Here is a 13,981-nt window from a genome sequence, read left to right on the forward strand (position 1 = left end):
CGAGATGAACGGTGAAACCGAAATCGTCGACCTCTTCGTCATCGGCGGCGGTGTCAATGGCGCCGGAATCGCGCGCGATGCGGCGGGCCGGGGCCTGTCGGTCATTCTTTGCGAAAAGGACGATCTTGCCGAGGGCACCAGTTCGCGATCGGGAAAGCTCGTTCATGGCGGTTTGCGCTATCTCGAATATTACGAGTTCCGCTTGGTGCGGGAGGCGCTGATCGAACGCGAGGTGCTGCTCGAATCCGCGCCGCACATCATCTGGCCGATGCGCTTCGTGCTGCCACACAGCCCCGATGACCGGCCGGCCTGGCTGGTGCGGCTCGGCCTGTTCCTCTACGACCATCTTGGCGGCCGCAAGCGGCTGCCGGCCACGCGTACGCTCGACCTGCGCACCGCGCCAGAAGGCGCGCCGATCAAGGACAGCTTCAAGCGCGGCTTCGAATATTCCGACTGCTGGGTCGACGACGCCCGCCTCGTCGTCATCAATGCGCTCGACGCCGCGGAGCGTGGGGCCAGGATATTCACCCGCACTGCCTGCACCGCCGCCCGCCGCGAAAACGGCCTGTGGTCGGTGGAGATGCGCGACGGTCGAACCGGCGTCAGGACCACAGTCCGGGCACGGGCGCTGATCAACGCCGCCGGACCCTGGGTCAACGACGTCATCAACCGCGTCGCCGGCCAGAATTCCAGGCGCAACGTGCGCCTGGTCAAGGGCAGCCACATCGTTGTGCCGAAATTCTGGGAAGGGCGGCAGGCCTATCTCGTTCAGAACAGCGACAAGCGGGTGATCTTCATCAATCCCTATCAGGACGATCTGGCGCTGATCGGCACCACTGACATTCCCTATGAAGGGCGGCCGGAGGACGTGACCGCGGATGCCGGCGAGATCGATTACCTGATCAAGGCAGTCAATCGCTACTTCAAGCGCCAGCTCGCACGAAGCGACGTCGTCTACTCGTTTTCCGGCGTCAGGCCGCTCTATGACGACAACGCCGACAATCCGAGCGCGGTGACCCGCGATTACATATTCGAACTCGACGCACCGGCTGGGCAGGCGCCGCTGCTTTCGGTCTTCGGCGGCAAGATCACCACCTTCCGCAAATTGGCCGAGCACGCGCTCGACCGTATCGCCCCGTTCTTTCCGAAAATGGGCAAGCCGTGGACCTCGAAAGGGCACCTGCCGGGCGGCGATATCGCCAATGCCGATTTCGAGCAGTTCCTCGGCGACCTCGGCCATGAATTTCCCTGGATGCCGGCATCGCTGGTCAAGCATTACGGCAGGCTCTTCGGCACAAGGACGCGCGATCTGGTCGGCGCGGCCACCTCGCTCGCCGAACTGGGCCGGCGCTTCGGCAAGGATTTTTTCGAGCGCGAAGCCAATTACCTGTTCGAGCATGAATGGGCCGAGACCGCCGCCGATATTCTCGAAAGGCGCACCAAGCACGGCCTGCATCTGTCCGCCGCGGAAAGAACCGCCTTCGAGGACTGGTGCTCGAGCCGGCTGGCAAAGGCCGGCTGATGGCCTTTACGCTTTCGCTCAACACCAATCCGCTGGTCAACCGCTTTGCGGAGCCGGACGACCTGATCGACGCGATCGCCTATCAGATCGGTATCAGGGACGTCCAACTCACCCATGAATTCGTCAATCCCGGCTGGCCGGCGGCGACGATCGCCAAATTCGTCCGCCTGTTCCGCTCCGCGCTCAACCGCACCGGTGTGCGCGTGACCTCCGCGATGACCGGCCCTTACGGCCGGCTCAATCATTTCGGCCACCCCGATGCCGACGTGCGGCGCTACTACGTCGACTGGTTCAAGACCTTTTCAGAAGTTTCGGCCGAGCTCGGCGCCGCGGGCATGGGCACGCAATTCGCGATCTTCACCCACCGGGATTACGACAATCCGGAGCGTCGCGCGCGGCTTTTCGACATCGCGCTGGAATGCTGGCGCGAGGTCGCCGAGCATGCCAAAGCAGCCGGCTTGACCTACCTGTTCTGGGAGCCGATGTCGGTCGGCCGCGAATTCGGCCATACGATCGAAAGCTGCCGGGCACTGCAGCGCGAGATCGAAGCGGCCGGCATGGCCGTCCCGTTCAAGATGATGGTCGACATCGACCATGGCGACGTGACCTCGAGCAATCCGGCGGACACCGACCCTTATGCCTGGGCCGAAGCCTTTCCCAGGCAATCGCCGATCATCCACGTCAAGCAGTCGTCGATGAATAAGGGTGGTCACTGGCCGTTCATTGCCGCTCACAACAAGGACGGCCGCATCACGCCGGAAAAGCTGCTGGAGACGGTTCGCCGTGGCGGCGGCGTCGACAACGAGATCTGCCTCGAATTGTCGTTCCGCGAGCGCGAGCCCGTCGACCACCAGGTCATCGCCATGATCCGCGAGTCGGTCGACTACTGGGCACCCTTTATCGAGACCGGCAGGGCCGATCTCTTGCCGCGAGCATGATCGGATGAGCAGGAGCTGAGGCAGCTCCTGCTCAGAGCCGGAATACGTCAGCCAAATTTCGGATCGAGGCTTCCGGACTTGTAGCGCTTGGCCATTTCCGACAGCGGCAGCGGCTTGATCTTCGGTGCGTTGCCGGCGGTGCCGAATTGCTCGAAGCGCTCCTTGCACAGCTTCCGCATCGCGGCCATTGCCGGCGTCAGATATTTGCGCGGATCGAATTCGCTCGGGTTCTCGGTCAGCACCTTGCGGATTGCGCCGGTCAGCGCCATGCGGTTGTCGGTATCGATATTGATCTTGCGCACCCCGTGCTTGATGCCGCGCTGGATCTCTTCGACCGGCACGCCCCATGTCGGCTTCATCTGGCCGCCATATTTGTTGATGATCTCCTGCAACTCCTCCGGCACCGAGGACGAGCCGTGCATGACGAGATGCATACTCGGCAGACGGCGGTGGATTTCCTCGATGACGTTCATGGCCAGTACAGCGCCGTCCGGCTTGCGGCTGAACTTGTAGGCGCCGTGGCTGGTGCCCATGGCGACTGCCAGCGCATCGACACGGGTGTCGCGCACGAACTGTTCGGCCTGCACGGGATCGGTCAGCAGCTGGTCGTGGCTGATGACGCCCTCGACGCCATGGCCGTCTTCCTGCTCGCCGCCGCCCATCTCAAGCGATCCAAGGACGCCGATCTCGCCTTCCACCGAGACGCCGCCCCAATGCGCCATGTCGACGACGCGGCGGGTGATGCCGGAATTATAGGCGTAGTCGGCCGGCGTCTTGCCGTCTTCCTTCAGCGATCCGTCCATCATCACCGAGGTAAAGCCGTGCTGGATCGCGGTGACGCAGGTCGCTTCGTTGTTGCCATGGTCGAGATGCATGCAGACCGGGATATTGGGATGGATTTCGACCAGCGCGTCGATCAGCTTGGCTAGCACCACATCGTTGGCGTAGGCTCGCGCGCCGCGGCTCGCCTGCAGGATAACCGGCGATTTGGTCTCCTCGGCTGCCTCCATGATGGCGAGGCCCTGTTCCATATTGTTCATGTTAAAGGCAGGCACGCCATAGCCGTATTCGGCGGCATGATCGAGCAATTGTCTCAGTGTGATGCGAGCCACTCAGTAGTCTCCCGTATCCGGTTTCGAGCCAGTGTTTGCGGGCCGTTCGGTTGTCGTCGAGCCCCTGATGCTTCTGGCCGGATTTCCGCGGCACCGCAACCGCTGGGCGCTCGACCGGCAGCAATTCTTGTTACAGGACGCGACCAGAAGCGTCATGATATCCCATAGAGATATAACATTATCACAAAAAATTTGGTGGCTTGTGCGACGTTTGCTGTTATATCTCGGAACCGGATTGCACGAGGAAGCCGCGGAAATGAAGAGCGACGGCCGTCGGCAAGGCATCATGGATTTTCTGATGGACATCGGCACCGCCAGTGTCGACGATCTTGCCTCACGCTTCGGCGTGTCAAAGATGACTGTCCACCGCGACCTCGACGAGCTCGAGGAAAGCGGCTTCCTGCGCAAGGTGCGCGGCGGCGCCTCGATCCAGCCGAGCAGCCTTTTCGAGAGCGATTTCCGCTACCGCCAGCGGCTGGCCGGCGACGAGAAGAAGCGCATCGCCGCCGCTGCCGTGACGATGATCGAACCGGGTCAGACGGTGATCATCGACGATGGCTCAACCGCGGGCGGCGTTGCTCGGCATCTTGCCGATCTGCGTCCGCTGACGGTGATCTCGAACAATCTGGCCGTCATCCAGGATTTGGCGGGCGTTGCCGGCATCAACCTGATTGCGCTCGGCGGCCAATACAACAAGAAGTTTCACGGCTTCTTCGGCCTGCTCGCCGAGGACACGCTGAAATCATTGCGCGCCGATGTCGCGTTCCTGTCGTCATCGGCCATCCATGGTGCCTCTGCCTTTCACCAGGATCAGGAAGTGGTCCAGACCAAACGGCTGATGATGGCCGCAGCAGCGCGCAAATATCTGCTGGTCGATCATGGGAAATTCGGCCGCACTGCCTTGCACTTCCTGACAGATCTCAAGGCCTTTGACACGGTCTTCACCGGCCGCGAGCCGCAGCCGCAGATGCGCGCCGCGCTGGATGGTGCCGGCGTTTCGCTGACAGTGATCGCAGAATAGGAGGGCACGTATGGTTTATTGGGTCGGCACCAGCTGGAAAATGAACAAGACGCTCGCCGAGGCGATGGCTTTCGCCGAGGCGCTGGCGGAGTTCGTCCCCGGTTTCGACGAGCGCATCCAGCCTTTCGTCATCCCGCCCTTCACGGCGATCCGCGAGGTCAAGAAAGCGCTGTCGCCGACGCGCATCAAGGTCGGCGCGCAGAACATGCATTGGGCCGACGCCGGCGCCTGGACCGGCGAGATCTCGCCGGTCATGCTGAAAGACTGCGGCCTCGACATGGTCGAGCTCGGCCACAGCGAACGGCGCGAGCATTTCGGCGAGACCGACAACGCCGTCGGTCTGAAGACTGCGGCGGCGGTGAAGCATGGTCTCGTGCCACTCATCTGCGTCGGCGAGACCCTGGCTCAACGCGACAGCGGGCAGGCCGCTGCGGTGCTGGCCTTGCAGGTGCACGGCGCGCTGCAGTTTCTCGAAGGCGCGGCGAAGGCGGCGACGATCCTGTTTGCCTATGAGCCCGTCTGGGCGATCGGCGACAAGGGCGTGCCGGCCAGTTCGGACTATGCCGACAGGCAGCAGGCGCTAATCAAGAAAATCGCACGCGACCTGCTGCCGGTGGTGCCGCCGTTGCTTTATGGCGGCAGCGTCAATCCGCAAAATGCCGCCGAACTGGTCGGCCAGCCCAACATCGACGGCTTGTTCATCGGCCGCTCGGCCTGGCAGGCGGACGGCTATATCGACATCCTCAAGCGGGCCTCGGCGGCGATCTGAATCACCAAACAGGAAGGAAACGGAACATGAAAATTGCCATTGGAGCTGATAGCGCCGGTAAGCCGCTGCTCGACGTCATTGCCGCTCACCTTGCTACCAAGCCCGGCCTCACGGTTAGCGACCTCAGCCAGTCGGGCTACTATGCCGACCTGTCACAGAAGCTCGCCCAGACCATCCTGGACGGCGAAAACGATCGCGGCATCCTGTTTTGCGGCACCGGCATCGGCGTATCCATATCCGCCAACAAGGTGCCCGGCATTCGCGCCGCACTCACCCACGACACCTATTCGGCAGAGCGCGCCGCGAAATCCAACAACGCCCAGATCATCACCATGGGCGCGCGCGTCATCGGCCCGGAACTGGCCAAGTCGATCGTCGACGCCTGGCTCGCATCGGAATTCGATGAGAAGGGACCATCGGCCGGCAATGTCCAGGCCATCGACAGGCTCGACGCGGCGAAGCGGGGCTAAGCCAGACTGTTCCGCATCGCCCTGATGATCGTCACGGCCGACGCGGCGCCGGGGTCCATATGCCCGAGCGAGCGCTCGCCGAGCCGCGATGAGCGGCCCTTGGCGGCGATCATGCCCTTGGTCGTCTCGGCGCCTTGTTCGGCTGCGGCGAGTGCGGCTTCCAGGCTCCCGCACAGGCTCTTGCCGGCTTGCTGCGCGGCACCCGCTGCTTGCGCCGCCGGCAGCCAGGCGTCGACCATGGTCTTTTCGCCGAGCTCGGCCTTGCCGCGATCCTGGATGCCTTGCGCCATCGCCCGGAGCATGGCGATAATGTCAGCGTCCTCCAGAATTGCCTTGCCTTTGACGGCGGCGGCACCGCGCATGAAGGCGGTCGCATAGAGCGGGCCTGACGAGGCGCCGACCGCGTTGAGGAAGGATTTCGCCGCAGTGTTGAGCAGCGCCGTCGGCTCGGTCGCCGCGAGGTCGAGTTGCGCTAGTGCATCGCGCGCAGCAGTGAAGCCTAGTGCCATGGCGATGCCATGGTCGGCGTCGCCGATGACGCCGTCGAGTTGGCAGAGCCTGTCCTTGTCGGCGTCGATCGCCGCCGCGATCTCATCGAACATTCTTTTCAAGCCGACTGAATCGATCGAGGTCATGATGCTTTCTCAGCCGGCGCGGAACATGGCGCAGTCGCAAGGATGATCGAGCATCGCCTGCAACTCGCCGTCGAGATGCATCAGCGTCACCGAGGCGCCGGCCATTTCGAGCGAGGTGCAGTAATTGCCGACCCAGGTCGCGTGGACGGAAACGCTGATCTCATCCAGCCTCTGCTTGACGCGTCGGTTCATGATGTAGAGCTCCATCAACGGCGTTGAGCCGAGCGAATTGACCAGAACGGCGACCTTATCGCCGCGCGCCGGCGCCATCTCGTCGAGGACCTTGTCCAGCATTTCGTCGGTGATCTCGTCGGCCGTTTTCAACTTTCCGCGCGCGATGCCTGGCTCGCCATGGATGCCCATGCCGATCTCCATCTCGTCCGGTCCGATCTCGAAATTGGGCCGGCGGGTCTGCGGCAGCGAGCAGGGCGACAGCGCCACGCCCATGGTGAAGGTGTGATCGTTGGCCTTCCTGGCGATACGCTCGCATTCATCGAATGACAGCATCTGGTCGCATGCGGCACCGGCGGCCTTGAAGATGAAGAAATTGCCGGCGACGCCGCGCCGCTTCTGCCTCTGGTCGCGCGGCGCCGAGGCGACATCGTCGGTGGTCAGCACGGTGCGCACCTCGATGTCGTCCATTGCCGCCATTTCGGCGGCCATGTCGAAGTTCATCACGTCGCCGGCATAGTTGCCGTACATGAACAGCACGCCGGCGCCACCACTGGCCGCCTTGGCGCATTCGAGGATCGGGTCCGGCGGCGGCGAGGCGAAGACATTGCCGATCGCGGCGGCGTCGGCCAGCCCCTTGCCGACGAAGCCGAGGAAGGTCGGCTCGTGGCCCGAGCCGCCACCGATGACGAGACCGACCTTGCCTGGGCGCGGTCCGTCGCGGGCGATAATGGCGCGCGGACTGCCGTCCGCGCTTCTGAGATGGCGCGGATGCGCGGCCAGGATGCCCTCCAGCATCTCGTCGACGGAGCGGTTACCGTCATTGATGATCTTCTTGGTCTGCACCGGCATCCTCCCTGGTTTTCGTGAGATACTACAGCGCCTTACCGGGATTTCCACCCGGCGGTGGAGGTTTCACGCCGCGATGTGTTCGCGTGCCGCCAGCAGTTGCACGCAGGCACTGGCCGCCTCTTTGCCTTTGACCCTGAAATGCTCGAAGAAGAAGCGGTGATGGTCCGCGCTGTCATGGTAGTTGTGTGGCGTCAGCACCGCCGAAAGCACCGGCACGCCAGTCGACAATTGCACATTCATCATACCGTCGATGACCACGCTTGCAACAAACTCGTGCCGGTAGATGCCGCCATTGACGACGAACGCGGCGCCGAGGATAGCGGCATAGCGGCCGGTCACGGCAAGCGTCTTTGCATGCAGGGGAATCTCATAAGCGCCAGGCACATCGAAGACATCGACGGCAAAGCGTTTCTCTCCGAGAACCGCCAGTTCCGCCTCGAATGCTTCAACGCATTGGTCGACGATATCGGCATGCCAACGCGCGCGAATGACGGCAACGCGGATCGCTTCATAGTCGTTGTGGGAATGCTGATTCATGGGTCCATCCTTCCGTTTCGAACCAGAATCAGGACGCACGATACGGAGTCCGAACCGCGAAAGCGGACCGTCTTCCATTTCGTTCTCTTCCATCCGGACTGTGACCGTCGGCTCCGGAATCACACCGGATCTGCTGACCTCTCCGGCTAACCGGAAAGCGCTCGCGGGCTTGGGCCGAGACCCTTACCGCCGGTGGGGACTTTCACCCCGCCCTGAGAACATTGACGGCGTTTGTATGGAAGGGTCGGAAAGCGCTGTCAACCACCTGCGTCGTCGTCGATGGCGCAGAAATAGCGATCCGTTTCGACCTGGTCACCGTTGAGGGCGAGGGAGGAGAGCGTCAAATGGCGATCACAGGTAAGGCAGGCAGCACCTTGTCCAAGGTGATGGGAAATTCACGCACTCGCACGCCGGCCGCGTTGTAAACGGCGTTGGCGACAGCAGCCCCCGCACCGCACACGCCGAGCTCGCCGAGACCCTTTGCGCCAAGCGGGTTGGCCTTGTCGTCGTCTTCCTCGAGGAAGGCGACCTCCATATCGGGGACATCGCCATTGACCGGCACATGATACTCGGCAAGATCGTGATTGACGAAGTGGCCGTAGCGCGGGTCGAGCACCGTCTGCTCCATCAGCGCTGCACCGATCCCCCAGGTCATGCCGCCGATGATTTGCGAGCGCGCGGTCTTGGCGTTGAGGATACGGCCGGCGCCGATCACAGCCAGCATCCGGCGCATGCGGATTTCACCGGTATCGCAATCGACAGCGACCTCTGCGAAATGCGCGCCATAGGAATGCTGCGAATAGGTCTTGTATGACTGGGTGGTGGCGCCCGCGGCTACGGAGCCTTCGGCTTCGAGCCCGTCGGGAGAGATCCCTCGGATAAGATCGGCCAGGCTCGCCGATCGCTGGCCGACCCTGACCTCGCCGTCGGCAAAGCTTGCCTCGGTGGCGTTCGCGCCGCGCAACGGCGAGGCTTCGTTCGACTGCGCCGCCTCCAGGATCTGTTTCTTGAGGATGTTGCACGCATCATGCAAGGCCGAACCCGCGCTTGCTGCGCCCCAGGATCCGCCGGAGCCGGCGGTACGCGGGAAGCGGCTGTCGCCGAGCTCCACCTTGACGGACGAGATCGGCAGGCCCAGGCTCTCGGCGGCAATCTGAGTCAGGATCGTATAGGTGCCGGTCCCAATATCGGTCATGTCGAGCCGCGCCGTCACCCGACCGTCCCGGTCGATCGCAACCCGCGCCGTCGCCGCGCCGATATAGTTCGGACGGATCGCCGCCGCCATGCCGTGGCCGATAAGCTTGCGGCCCTCCCGAGTTCGGCCCGGTGTCGGGTTTCTCCGCTCCCAGCCGAAACGGCGGGCGCCTTCCTCCATGCAGGCGACGAGATTGCGGGTGGAGAACGGCACGCCGCGCTCGGGATCCTGTGCCGGTTCGTTGCGGATCCTGAGTTCGATCGGGTCCAGACCGGCGCGCTCGGCGAGCTCATCCATGGCGCATTCGAAAGCCAGCATGCCGGGCGCTTCGCCGGGCGAGCGCATCCATTCGCCGCGGTTGATGTCCAGCGGAACCAGGCGATGGCGGGTGAGACGGTTCGGCGCCGCGTAGAGCGAGCGCGCAAAAACTGCCGTTTGTTCGCAGTACTCCTCGAAGCTGGACGTTGCCGACCAGACATCGTGCGCGATCCCGGTGAGCCGCCCGTCAGTGTCCGCGCCGAGACGTACCTGTTGGACCATCTCTGCGCGATGACCGGCATTGGCGAACATCTGTTGTCGCGTCAGCGCGATCTTCACGGGGCGCTGCAGCACCTGCGCTGCAAGTGCGGCCAGGATCGTGTCGGCATGGGCAATCAGCTTGGAGCCGAAGCCTCCGCCGATGAAGGGGCTGACGATGCGCACTCGCTCGAGCGGGATGCGAAGCGTGCTGGCGACCCCGGCCCGGAAGTTCGCGAGGGTCTGCGCCGATGTTCGGATCGTCAGCTCGTTGCCTGACCAGGCAGCAAGCGTCGCATGCGGCTCCATCGGATTGTGATGTTCGAAGGGGGTCCCGTAAGTGGAATCGATCTTGATCGGCGCCGTCGCAAAGGCGCGCTCGAAGTCGCCGACCACGCTGTCGGTCTCGAAGCCGGCATTGGTCCGCTTTGGCGCGTAGGCGTCGGCGATATGTCCCGGTAGATCGTAGAGGCCCGGCTCCTCGTCGTAGCGTACTCTGATGAGGCCCGCAGCAGCGCGCGCCGCCTCGAACGTCTCCGCAACGACCAGCGCGACCGGCTCGTCGTAATACCGTACCTGATCGCTGTTGAGCGCGGGCCGGGGGCGCGCGAAGACCTCCGGCACCGTTGGCGTGACCGTTGGGCCGAAATCCGGCTGGGCCGGCGCATTCCGGTGCGTCATGACGAGCAGCACTGCCGGCGCCCGTTCGGCTTCGGCCGTGTCGATCTCGGCGATGCGGCCCTTGGCGACGGAGGCGCCGAGAATGTAGCCATAGGCTGTACCATCCAGCTCATTCTCGTAAGCGTATGTGGCGCCGCCCGTCACTTTGAGCGGACCGTCGATGCGGTCGATCGGCCGCCCGATGATGCCAGCATCGGCACGAGGTTTCACCCTTGAATGGGTGGCGGAGCCGGGCAGTCCGGGTATGGTCTCGTTCATAAGTCACCTAAAGATTTTCATCTGGAGTTCGGAGGCATCGAGGCCGCGACGACGCGCTTCCTCGCACCTTCATGTTCGTCGCGCGGCGGCCGGAGCTCACGCGGCGATCTCGCCGAAATACTCGCGAAACTCGACCAGCCTCCCTGTTGGGCCGGCTCGCATGAAGATCGCATGCAGGCCAGTGTAGGGCGCGCCACCGATTGTCCCGCTCCCGCGATCGCAGACGATGACCCAGTCGGCGGCGAGGAGCTTGAGATCGACGGTCGATTTCGTGATCCTGTTCCCCTGCGCTTGATGCGCGGCGGTCCAGGCTGCGAGTGCCCGTTTGCCCTCTGGCGGTCCGTGTCGGCCTCGTTGCTCGCCGACAGGGAATTGGAAGGTCATCGTCTCATCGCAACAGTCAAGGAATGCCGTCCAGTCGCCAGAGGCCCAGCCGGCAAAGAAGGCGTCTACGGCGGCCTCGAGCCCGTGACGAGCTCCCGGGTCGGATGTGGCGCCCCAGGCTGTGGCGGCAGAGACGAGAAGGCCGCCACCCGCGGCGGCAACGGCGCGTCGCGTGAGTTTCATATCGATCTCCTGCTCGGCGCCGGCATCTGGGAACAGCGGTTCGGGGTCGTCGTCTCTGTCATCGCATCGCCTCATGCACTCTCGGCGGCAGCAGCCAGCGTGTGCCGTATCGTCCGTTTCGCCAGCGGGATCTTGAAACCATTGGCGCCATGACCGACGGCTCCGGCGAGCGCGGCTTCGGCCGCGTCGCTAAAGGCACCGTCGGATGCCGCCGCGCCTGCGAGCCTCCGCTCCGCCTCCGTCGCGCGCCAGGGTTTCGCTGCCACGCCGCCCATGGCGATCCGAGTGCTTCGGATAAGGTCGCCGCTTTTCTCGACGATTGCTGCCACCGACACCAGCGCGAAGGCGTAGGAAGCACGGTCGCGCACCTTGCGGTAAACCTGTCGGCCGGGTGGCGGCGGCGGCAGGGCAACCGAGACGACTATTTCGCCGTGGCCGAGCACGGTCTCCACCTGGGGCGTCGCCTCGGGCAACCGATGGAAATCGCCGATCGGGATCGTGCGGGTCTCGCCGCCGGGCGAGACGGTCTCAATCCTGGCGTCGAGCCCGGACATGGCGACCGCCATGTCGGAGGGATGGACCGCAATGCAGGCTTCGCTCGCGCCGAGTACGGCGTGCATGCGGTTGAAGCCCTGAAGCGCCGCGCAGCCCGAACCCGGCTGGCGCTTGTTGCAGGGCATGTTGCGGTCATAGAAGTAAGGGCAGCGCGTGCGCTGCAGGAGATTGCCGCTTGTCGAGGCCTTGTTGCGTATCTGTCCGGACGCTCCCGCCAGCAGCGCTTGCGTGAGCATCGGGTAGCGCGACCTTACTCGCGGGTCGGCGGCGAGATTGCTATTGCGGACTTGGGCGCCGACCCGAAGCCCGCCTTCCGCCGTCTCCTCGATCCGATCAAGCGGCAGCCGGCTGATGTCGACGAGATGCGCTGGGCGCTCGATCTCGAGCTTCATCAGGTCGAGCAGGTTGGTGCCGCCGCTGATGAACTTGGCGTCCGGCCGGGCCGCAACCGCGGCCGCCGCCTGCTCAGCACTCGCCGCACGTTCATAAGTGAAGGTCTGCATTGCTCATGCCTCCTCTGCCGCGTCGCGGATTGCAGCGACAATGTTCGGATAGGCGGCGCAACGGCAGATATTGCCGCTCATCCGCTCGCGGATCTCGGCATCGGTGAGAGCGACGGAAGCCGCTGCCACGTCGGCGCTCGCATGGCTTGGCCAGCCGGCCCGCGCCTCGCCCAGCATGCCAACCGCCGAGCAGATCTGGCCTGGCGTACAGTAGCCGCACTGGAAACCGTCGCGGGCGACGAAGGCGGCCTGGACCGGATGCAGCCGGTCACCCTCGGCAAGGCCCTCGATAGTGGTGATCTCGTCGCCTTCATGCATTGCGGCAAGCGTCAGGCAGGAATTGATCCGGCGCCCATCGACGAGCACCGTGCATGCGCCGCACTGGCCGTGGTCGCAGCCCTTCTTCGAGCCGGTGAGGCCGAGATGGTTGCGCAGGGCGTCGAGCAGCGTCGTCCGCGGGTCGAGCTCGACGGCAAGATCCTTCGCGTTGATCCGTAACGACATCGTCATCGTCGGTAGCGGCGAGGACGATGCAGCCGCCGTGACGGTCTCGGCCGGCTCGGCGTCAACCGGTAGTCCGGTAGCCAGGAGCACCCCGGTCGCAACACCGCCTTCCAATACCATCCGACGCGTCGGCCCGCTCCTGTTGTCCGTTTTGGCCATGCATGATCTCCCAGCCGCAATGAAGCGCAGACGGCAACTTGACCCGAGCGAACCCTCGGGTTCTGTCACCCAACGACACTGGAGGTGGGAGTGCGGGCGGCGGCTTTCTTTCAAGAAACCGGCGGCACTATCAGGATTCTGGAGAAGAATTCACCCGATAGGCACGAGGCGTCATGCCCCTCAGACGTCGGAAGGTCGTGGTGAAGTGGCTCTGGCTTGAGAAGCCGAGCCGAAAGGCAATGACACCGATCGACAAACCCGTTTCGCGCAGCAGCGCCTCCGCTCGCCGCACCCGTTCCTCGATCACATAGGCGTAGGGTGCAAGGCCGGTCGTCGCCTTGAAGCGACGCGCAAAACTGTCGACGGCCATGCCCGCGGCGGCTGCCAGCTCGCTTAGCGAAATGTCGGAATTCATATGCGCATCGATGTAATCCCGAACGCGACCAAGTGCCCGGCGGCTGAGACAGCCGTGACGTACAAACCGCGGTTGCTCCCGGCTCAGGTTGGCCACGCGGAGACTGACGAGGGCGACCAGATGCTCGACATAGGCAGTGTCTGGCTTGTGGCCGAGTGCCATCTCGTCACGAAGCGAACTCAAGAGCGTGGCGACGACCGCGTCTTTCTTGTTTACCAGTATAGGCAGGTTCCTCAGGCGTTCGCATCCGGGAAGCCCGATATCGGGATCGATCCACAGGGCTGAATAGGAGAGGTTTACATCGCGATAGAAGCCCTGTCGTTCCGCGCCTGCCGGGACGAAGGTGAGGGCTCCGGGACGGTCCATTCCGTCGTAAAGGGATCGTGCCTCGTGCCGGATGGATGTATGGGACGTGCCGCCTTCTTCGGTCAGCACAATCAGATGATGAGGGGCTGTCCAGCGGAGCTCCGCCTCCCGGCACGCCCACCGCCGGTTGTCGAAGACGATCGAGGAGCTGACCCATGACGCGGTTTGCAGGGGCTCCGACTTCTCGTCCTGGCTCCGAACCCGTCCGTCACCAAGCAACGGTCTGAATGACATC

14 protein-coding genes and 1 riboswitch are annotated in these 13,981 nt (G+C 63.9%); of the genes, 5 read left to right on the top strand and 9 right to left on the bottom strand.

Annotated features, from left to right (window positions below; all coding sequences use genetic code 11):
- Positions 1–4: 4 nt before the first annotated feature.
- Positions 5–1,522 carry a glycerol-3-phosphate dehydrogenase gene (locus tag NKH67_RS08750; RefSeq protein ID WP_353030590.1) on the top strand — a complete coding sequence of 506 codons (1,518 nt, stop codon included), beginning with the start codon at positions 5–7 and terminating at the stop codon, positions 1,520–1,522.
- Positions 1,522–2,460 (top strand): sugar phosphate isomerase/epimerase family protein, encoded by a 939-nt coding sequence (locus NKH67_RS08755; protein WP_352452428.1) that lies wholly within the window; start codon positions 1,522–1,524, stop codon positions 2,458–2,460. The genes NKH67_RS08750 and NKH67_RS08755 overlap by 1 nt, the downstream gene beginning before the upstream one ends.
- A gap of 47 nt (positions 2,461–2,507) precedes the next feature.
- On the opposite strand, the gene fba is transcribed toward NKH67_RS08755, so the two are convergent.
- Complete coding sequence (gene fba, locus NKH67_RS08760) at positions 2,508–3,572, bottom strand: class II fructose-bisphosphate aldolase (protein WP_353030593.1); 1,065 nt, start codon at positions 3,570–3,572, stop codon at positions 2,508–2,510.
- 256 nt (positions 3,573–3,828) lie between these two features.
- Between fba and NKH67_RS08765 the strand changes: the two genes are divergently transcribed.
- From NKH67_RS08765 to derI, 3 genes are read left to right on the top strand one after another with little or no spacing between them, the layout of a single operon-like run.
- Positions 3,829–4,593 carry a DeoR/GlpR family DNA-binding transcription regulator gene (locus NKH67_RS08765; protein ID WP_023676017.1) on the top strand — a complete coding sequence of 255 codons (765 nt, stop codon included), beginning with the start codon at positions 3,829–3,831 and terminating at the stop codon, positions 4,591–4,593.
- Between the two features lie 10 nt (positions 4,594–4,603).
- On the top strand, positions 4,604–5,362 hold the full coding sequence (locus NKH67_RS08770; protein WP_353030595.1) for a triose-phosphate isomerase: 759 nt from the start codon (positions 4,604–4,606) through the stop codon (positions 5,360–5,362).
- Positions 5,363–5,388: 26 nt separating this feature from the next.
- Positions 5,389–5,832 (top strand): D-erythrulose-4-phosphate isomerase, encoded by a 444-nt coding sequence (derI, locus tag NKH67_RS08775; protein ID WP_023676015.1) that lies wholly within the window; start codon positions 5,389–5,391, stop codon positions 5,830–5,832.
- Here derI and dhaL read toward each other — a convergent pair.
- The 8 genes from dhaL to NKH67_RS08815 all read right to left on the bottom strand — a co-directional run bounded on the left by dhaL (position 5,829) and on the right by NKH67_RS08815 (position 13,980).
- Positions 5,829–6,467: a dihydroxyacetone kinase subunit DhaL gene (gene dhaL, locus NKH67_RS08780; RefSeq protein ID WP_352835260.1), complete on the bottom strand. Its 639-nt coding sequence runs from the start codon at positions 6,465–6,467 to the stop codon at positions 5,829–5,831. The genes derI and dhaL overlap by 4 nt on opposite strands.
- 9 nt (positions 6,468–6,476) lie before the next feature.
- A complete protein-coding gene (locus NKH67_RS08785; RefSeq protein WP_353030598.1) occupies positions 6,477–7,484 on the bottom strand; it encodes a dihydroxyacetone kinase subunit DhaK in 1,008 nt (335 codons plus the stop codon).
- Between the two features lie 69 nt (positions 7,485–7,553).
- The gene (locus NKH67_RS08790; protein WP_352503004.1) at positions 7,554–8,027 is read right to left on the bottom strand and encodes a 6,7-dimethyl-8-ribityllumazine synthase; all 474 of its coding nucleotides are present in this window, start codon (positions 8,025–8,027) and stop codon (positions 7,554–7,556) included.
- A 77-nt stretch (positions 8,028–8,104) separates the two neighbouring features.
- Positions 8,105–8,251, bottom strand: a riboswitch (FMN riboswitch).
- Positions 8,252–8,367: 116 nt separating this feature from the next.
- Positions 8,368–10,677 (bottom strand): xanthine dehydrogenase family protein molybdopterin-binding subunit, encoded by a 2,310-nt coding sequence (locus NKH67_RS08795; RefSeq protein WP_352542230.1) that lies wholly within the window; start codon positions 10,675–10,677, stop codon positions 8,368–8,370.
- A gap of 96 nt (positions 10,678–10,773) precedes the next feature.
- Positions 10,774–11,244, bottom strand: a complete 471-nt coding sequence (locus NKH67_RS08800; RefSeq protein ID WP_353030600.1) for a nuclear transport factor 2 family protein — start codon at positions 11,242–11,244, stop codon at positions 10,774–10,776.
- A gap of 71 nt (positions 11,245–11,315) precedes the next feature.
- On the bottom strand, positions 11,316–12,302 hold the full coding sequence (locus NKH67_RS08805; RefSeq protein WP_353030602.1) for an FAD binding domain-containing protein: 987 nt from the start codon (positions 12,300–12,302) through the stop codon (positions 11,316–11,318).
- A gap of 3 nt (positions 12,303–12,305) precedes the next feature.
- Positions 12,306–12,965: a 2Fe-2S iron-sulfur cluster-binding protein gene (locus tag NKH67_RS08810; RefSeq protein WP_352472278.1), complete on the bottom strand. Its 660-nt coding sequence runs from the start codon at positions 12,963–12,965 to the stop codon at positions 12,306–12,308.
- 130 nt (positions 12,966–13,095) lie between these two features.
- Positions 13,096–13,980: a helix-turn-helix domain-containing protein gene (locus NKH67_RS08815; protein WP_031211585.1), complete on the bottom strand. Its 885-nt coding sequence runs from the start codon at positions 13,978–13,980 to the stop codon at positions 13,096–13,098.
- Between the last annotated feature and the right edge of the window lies 1 nt (position 13,981).

This window comes from Mesorhizobium sp. M0968 (genome assembly GCF_040319065.1).
Lineage (GTDB): Bacteria > Pseudomonadota > Alphaproteobacteria > Rhizobiales > Rhizobiaceae > Mesorhizobium.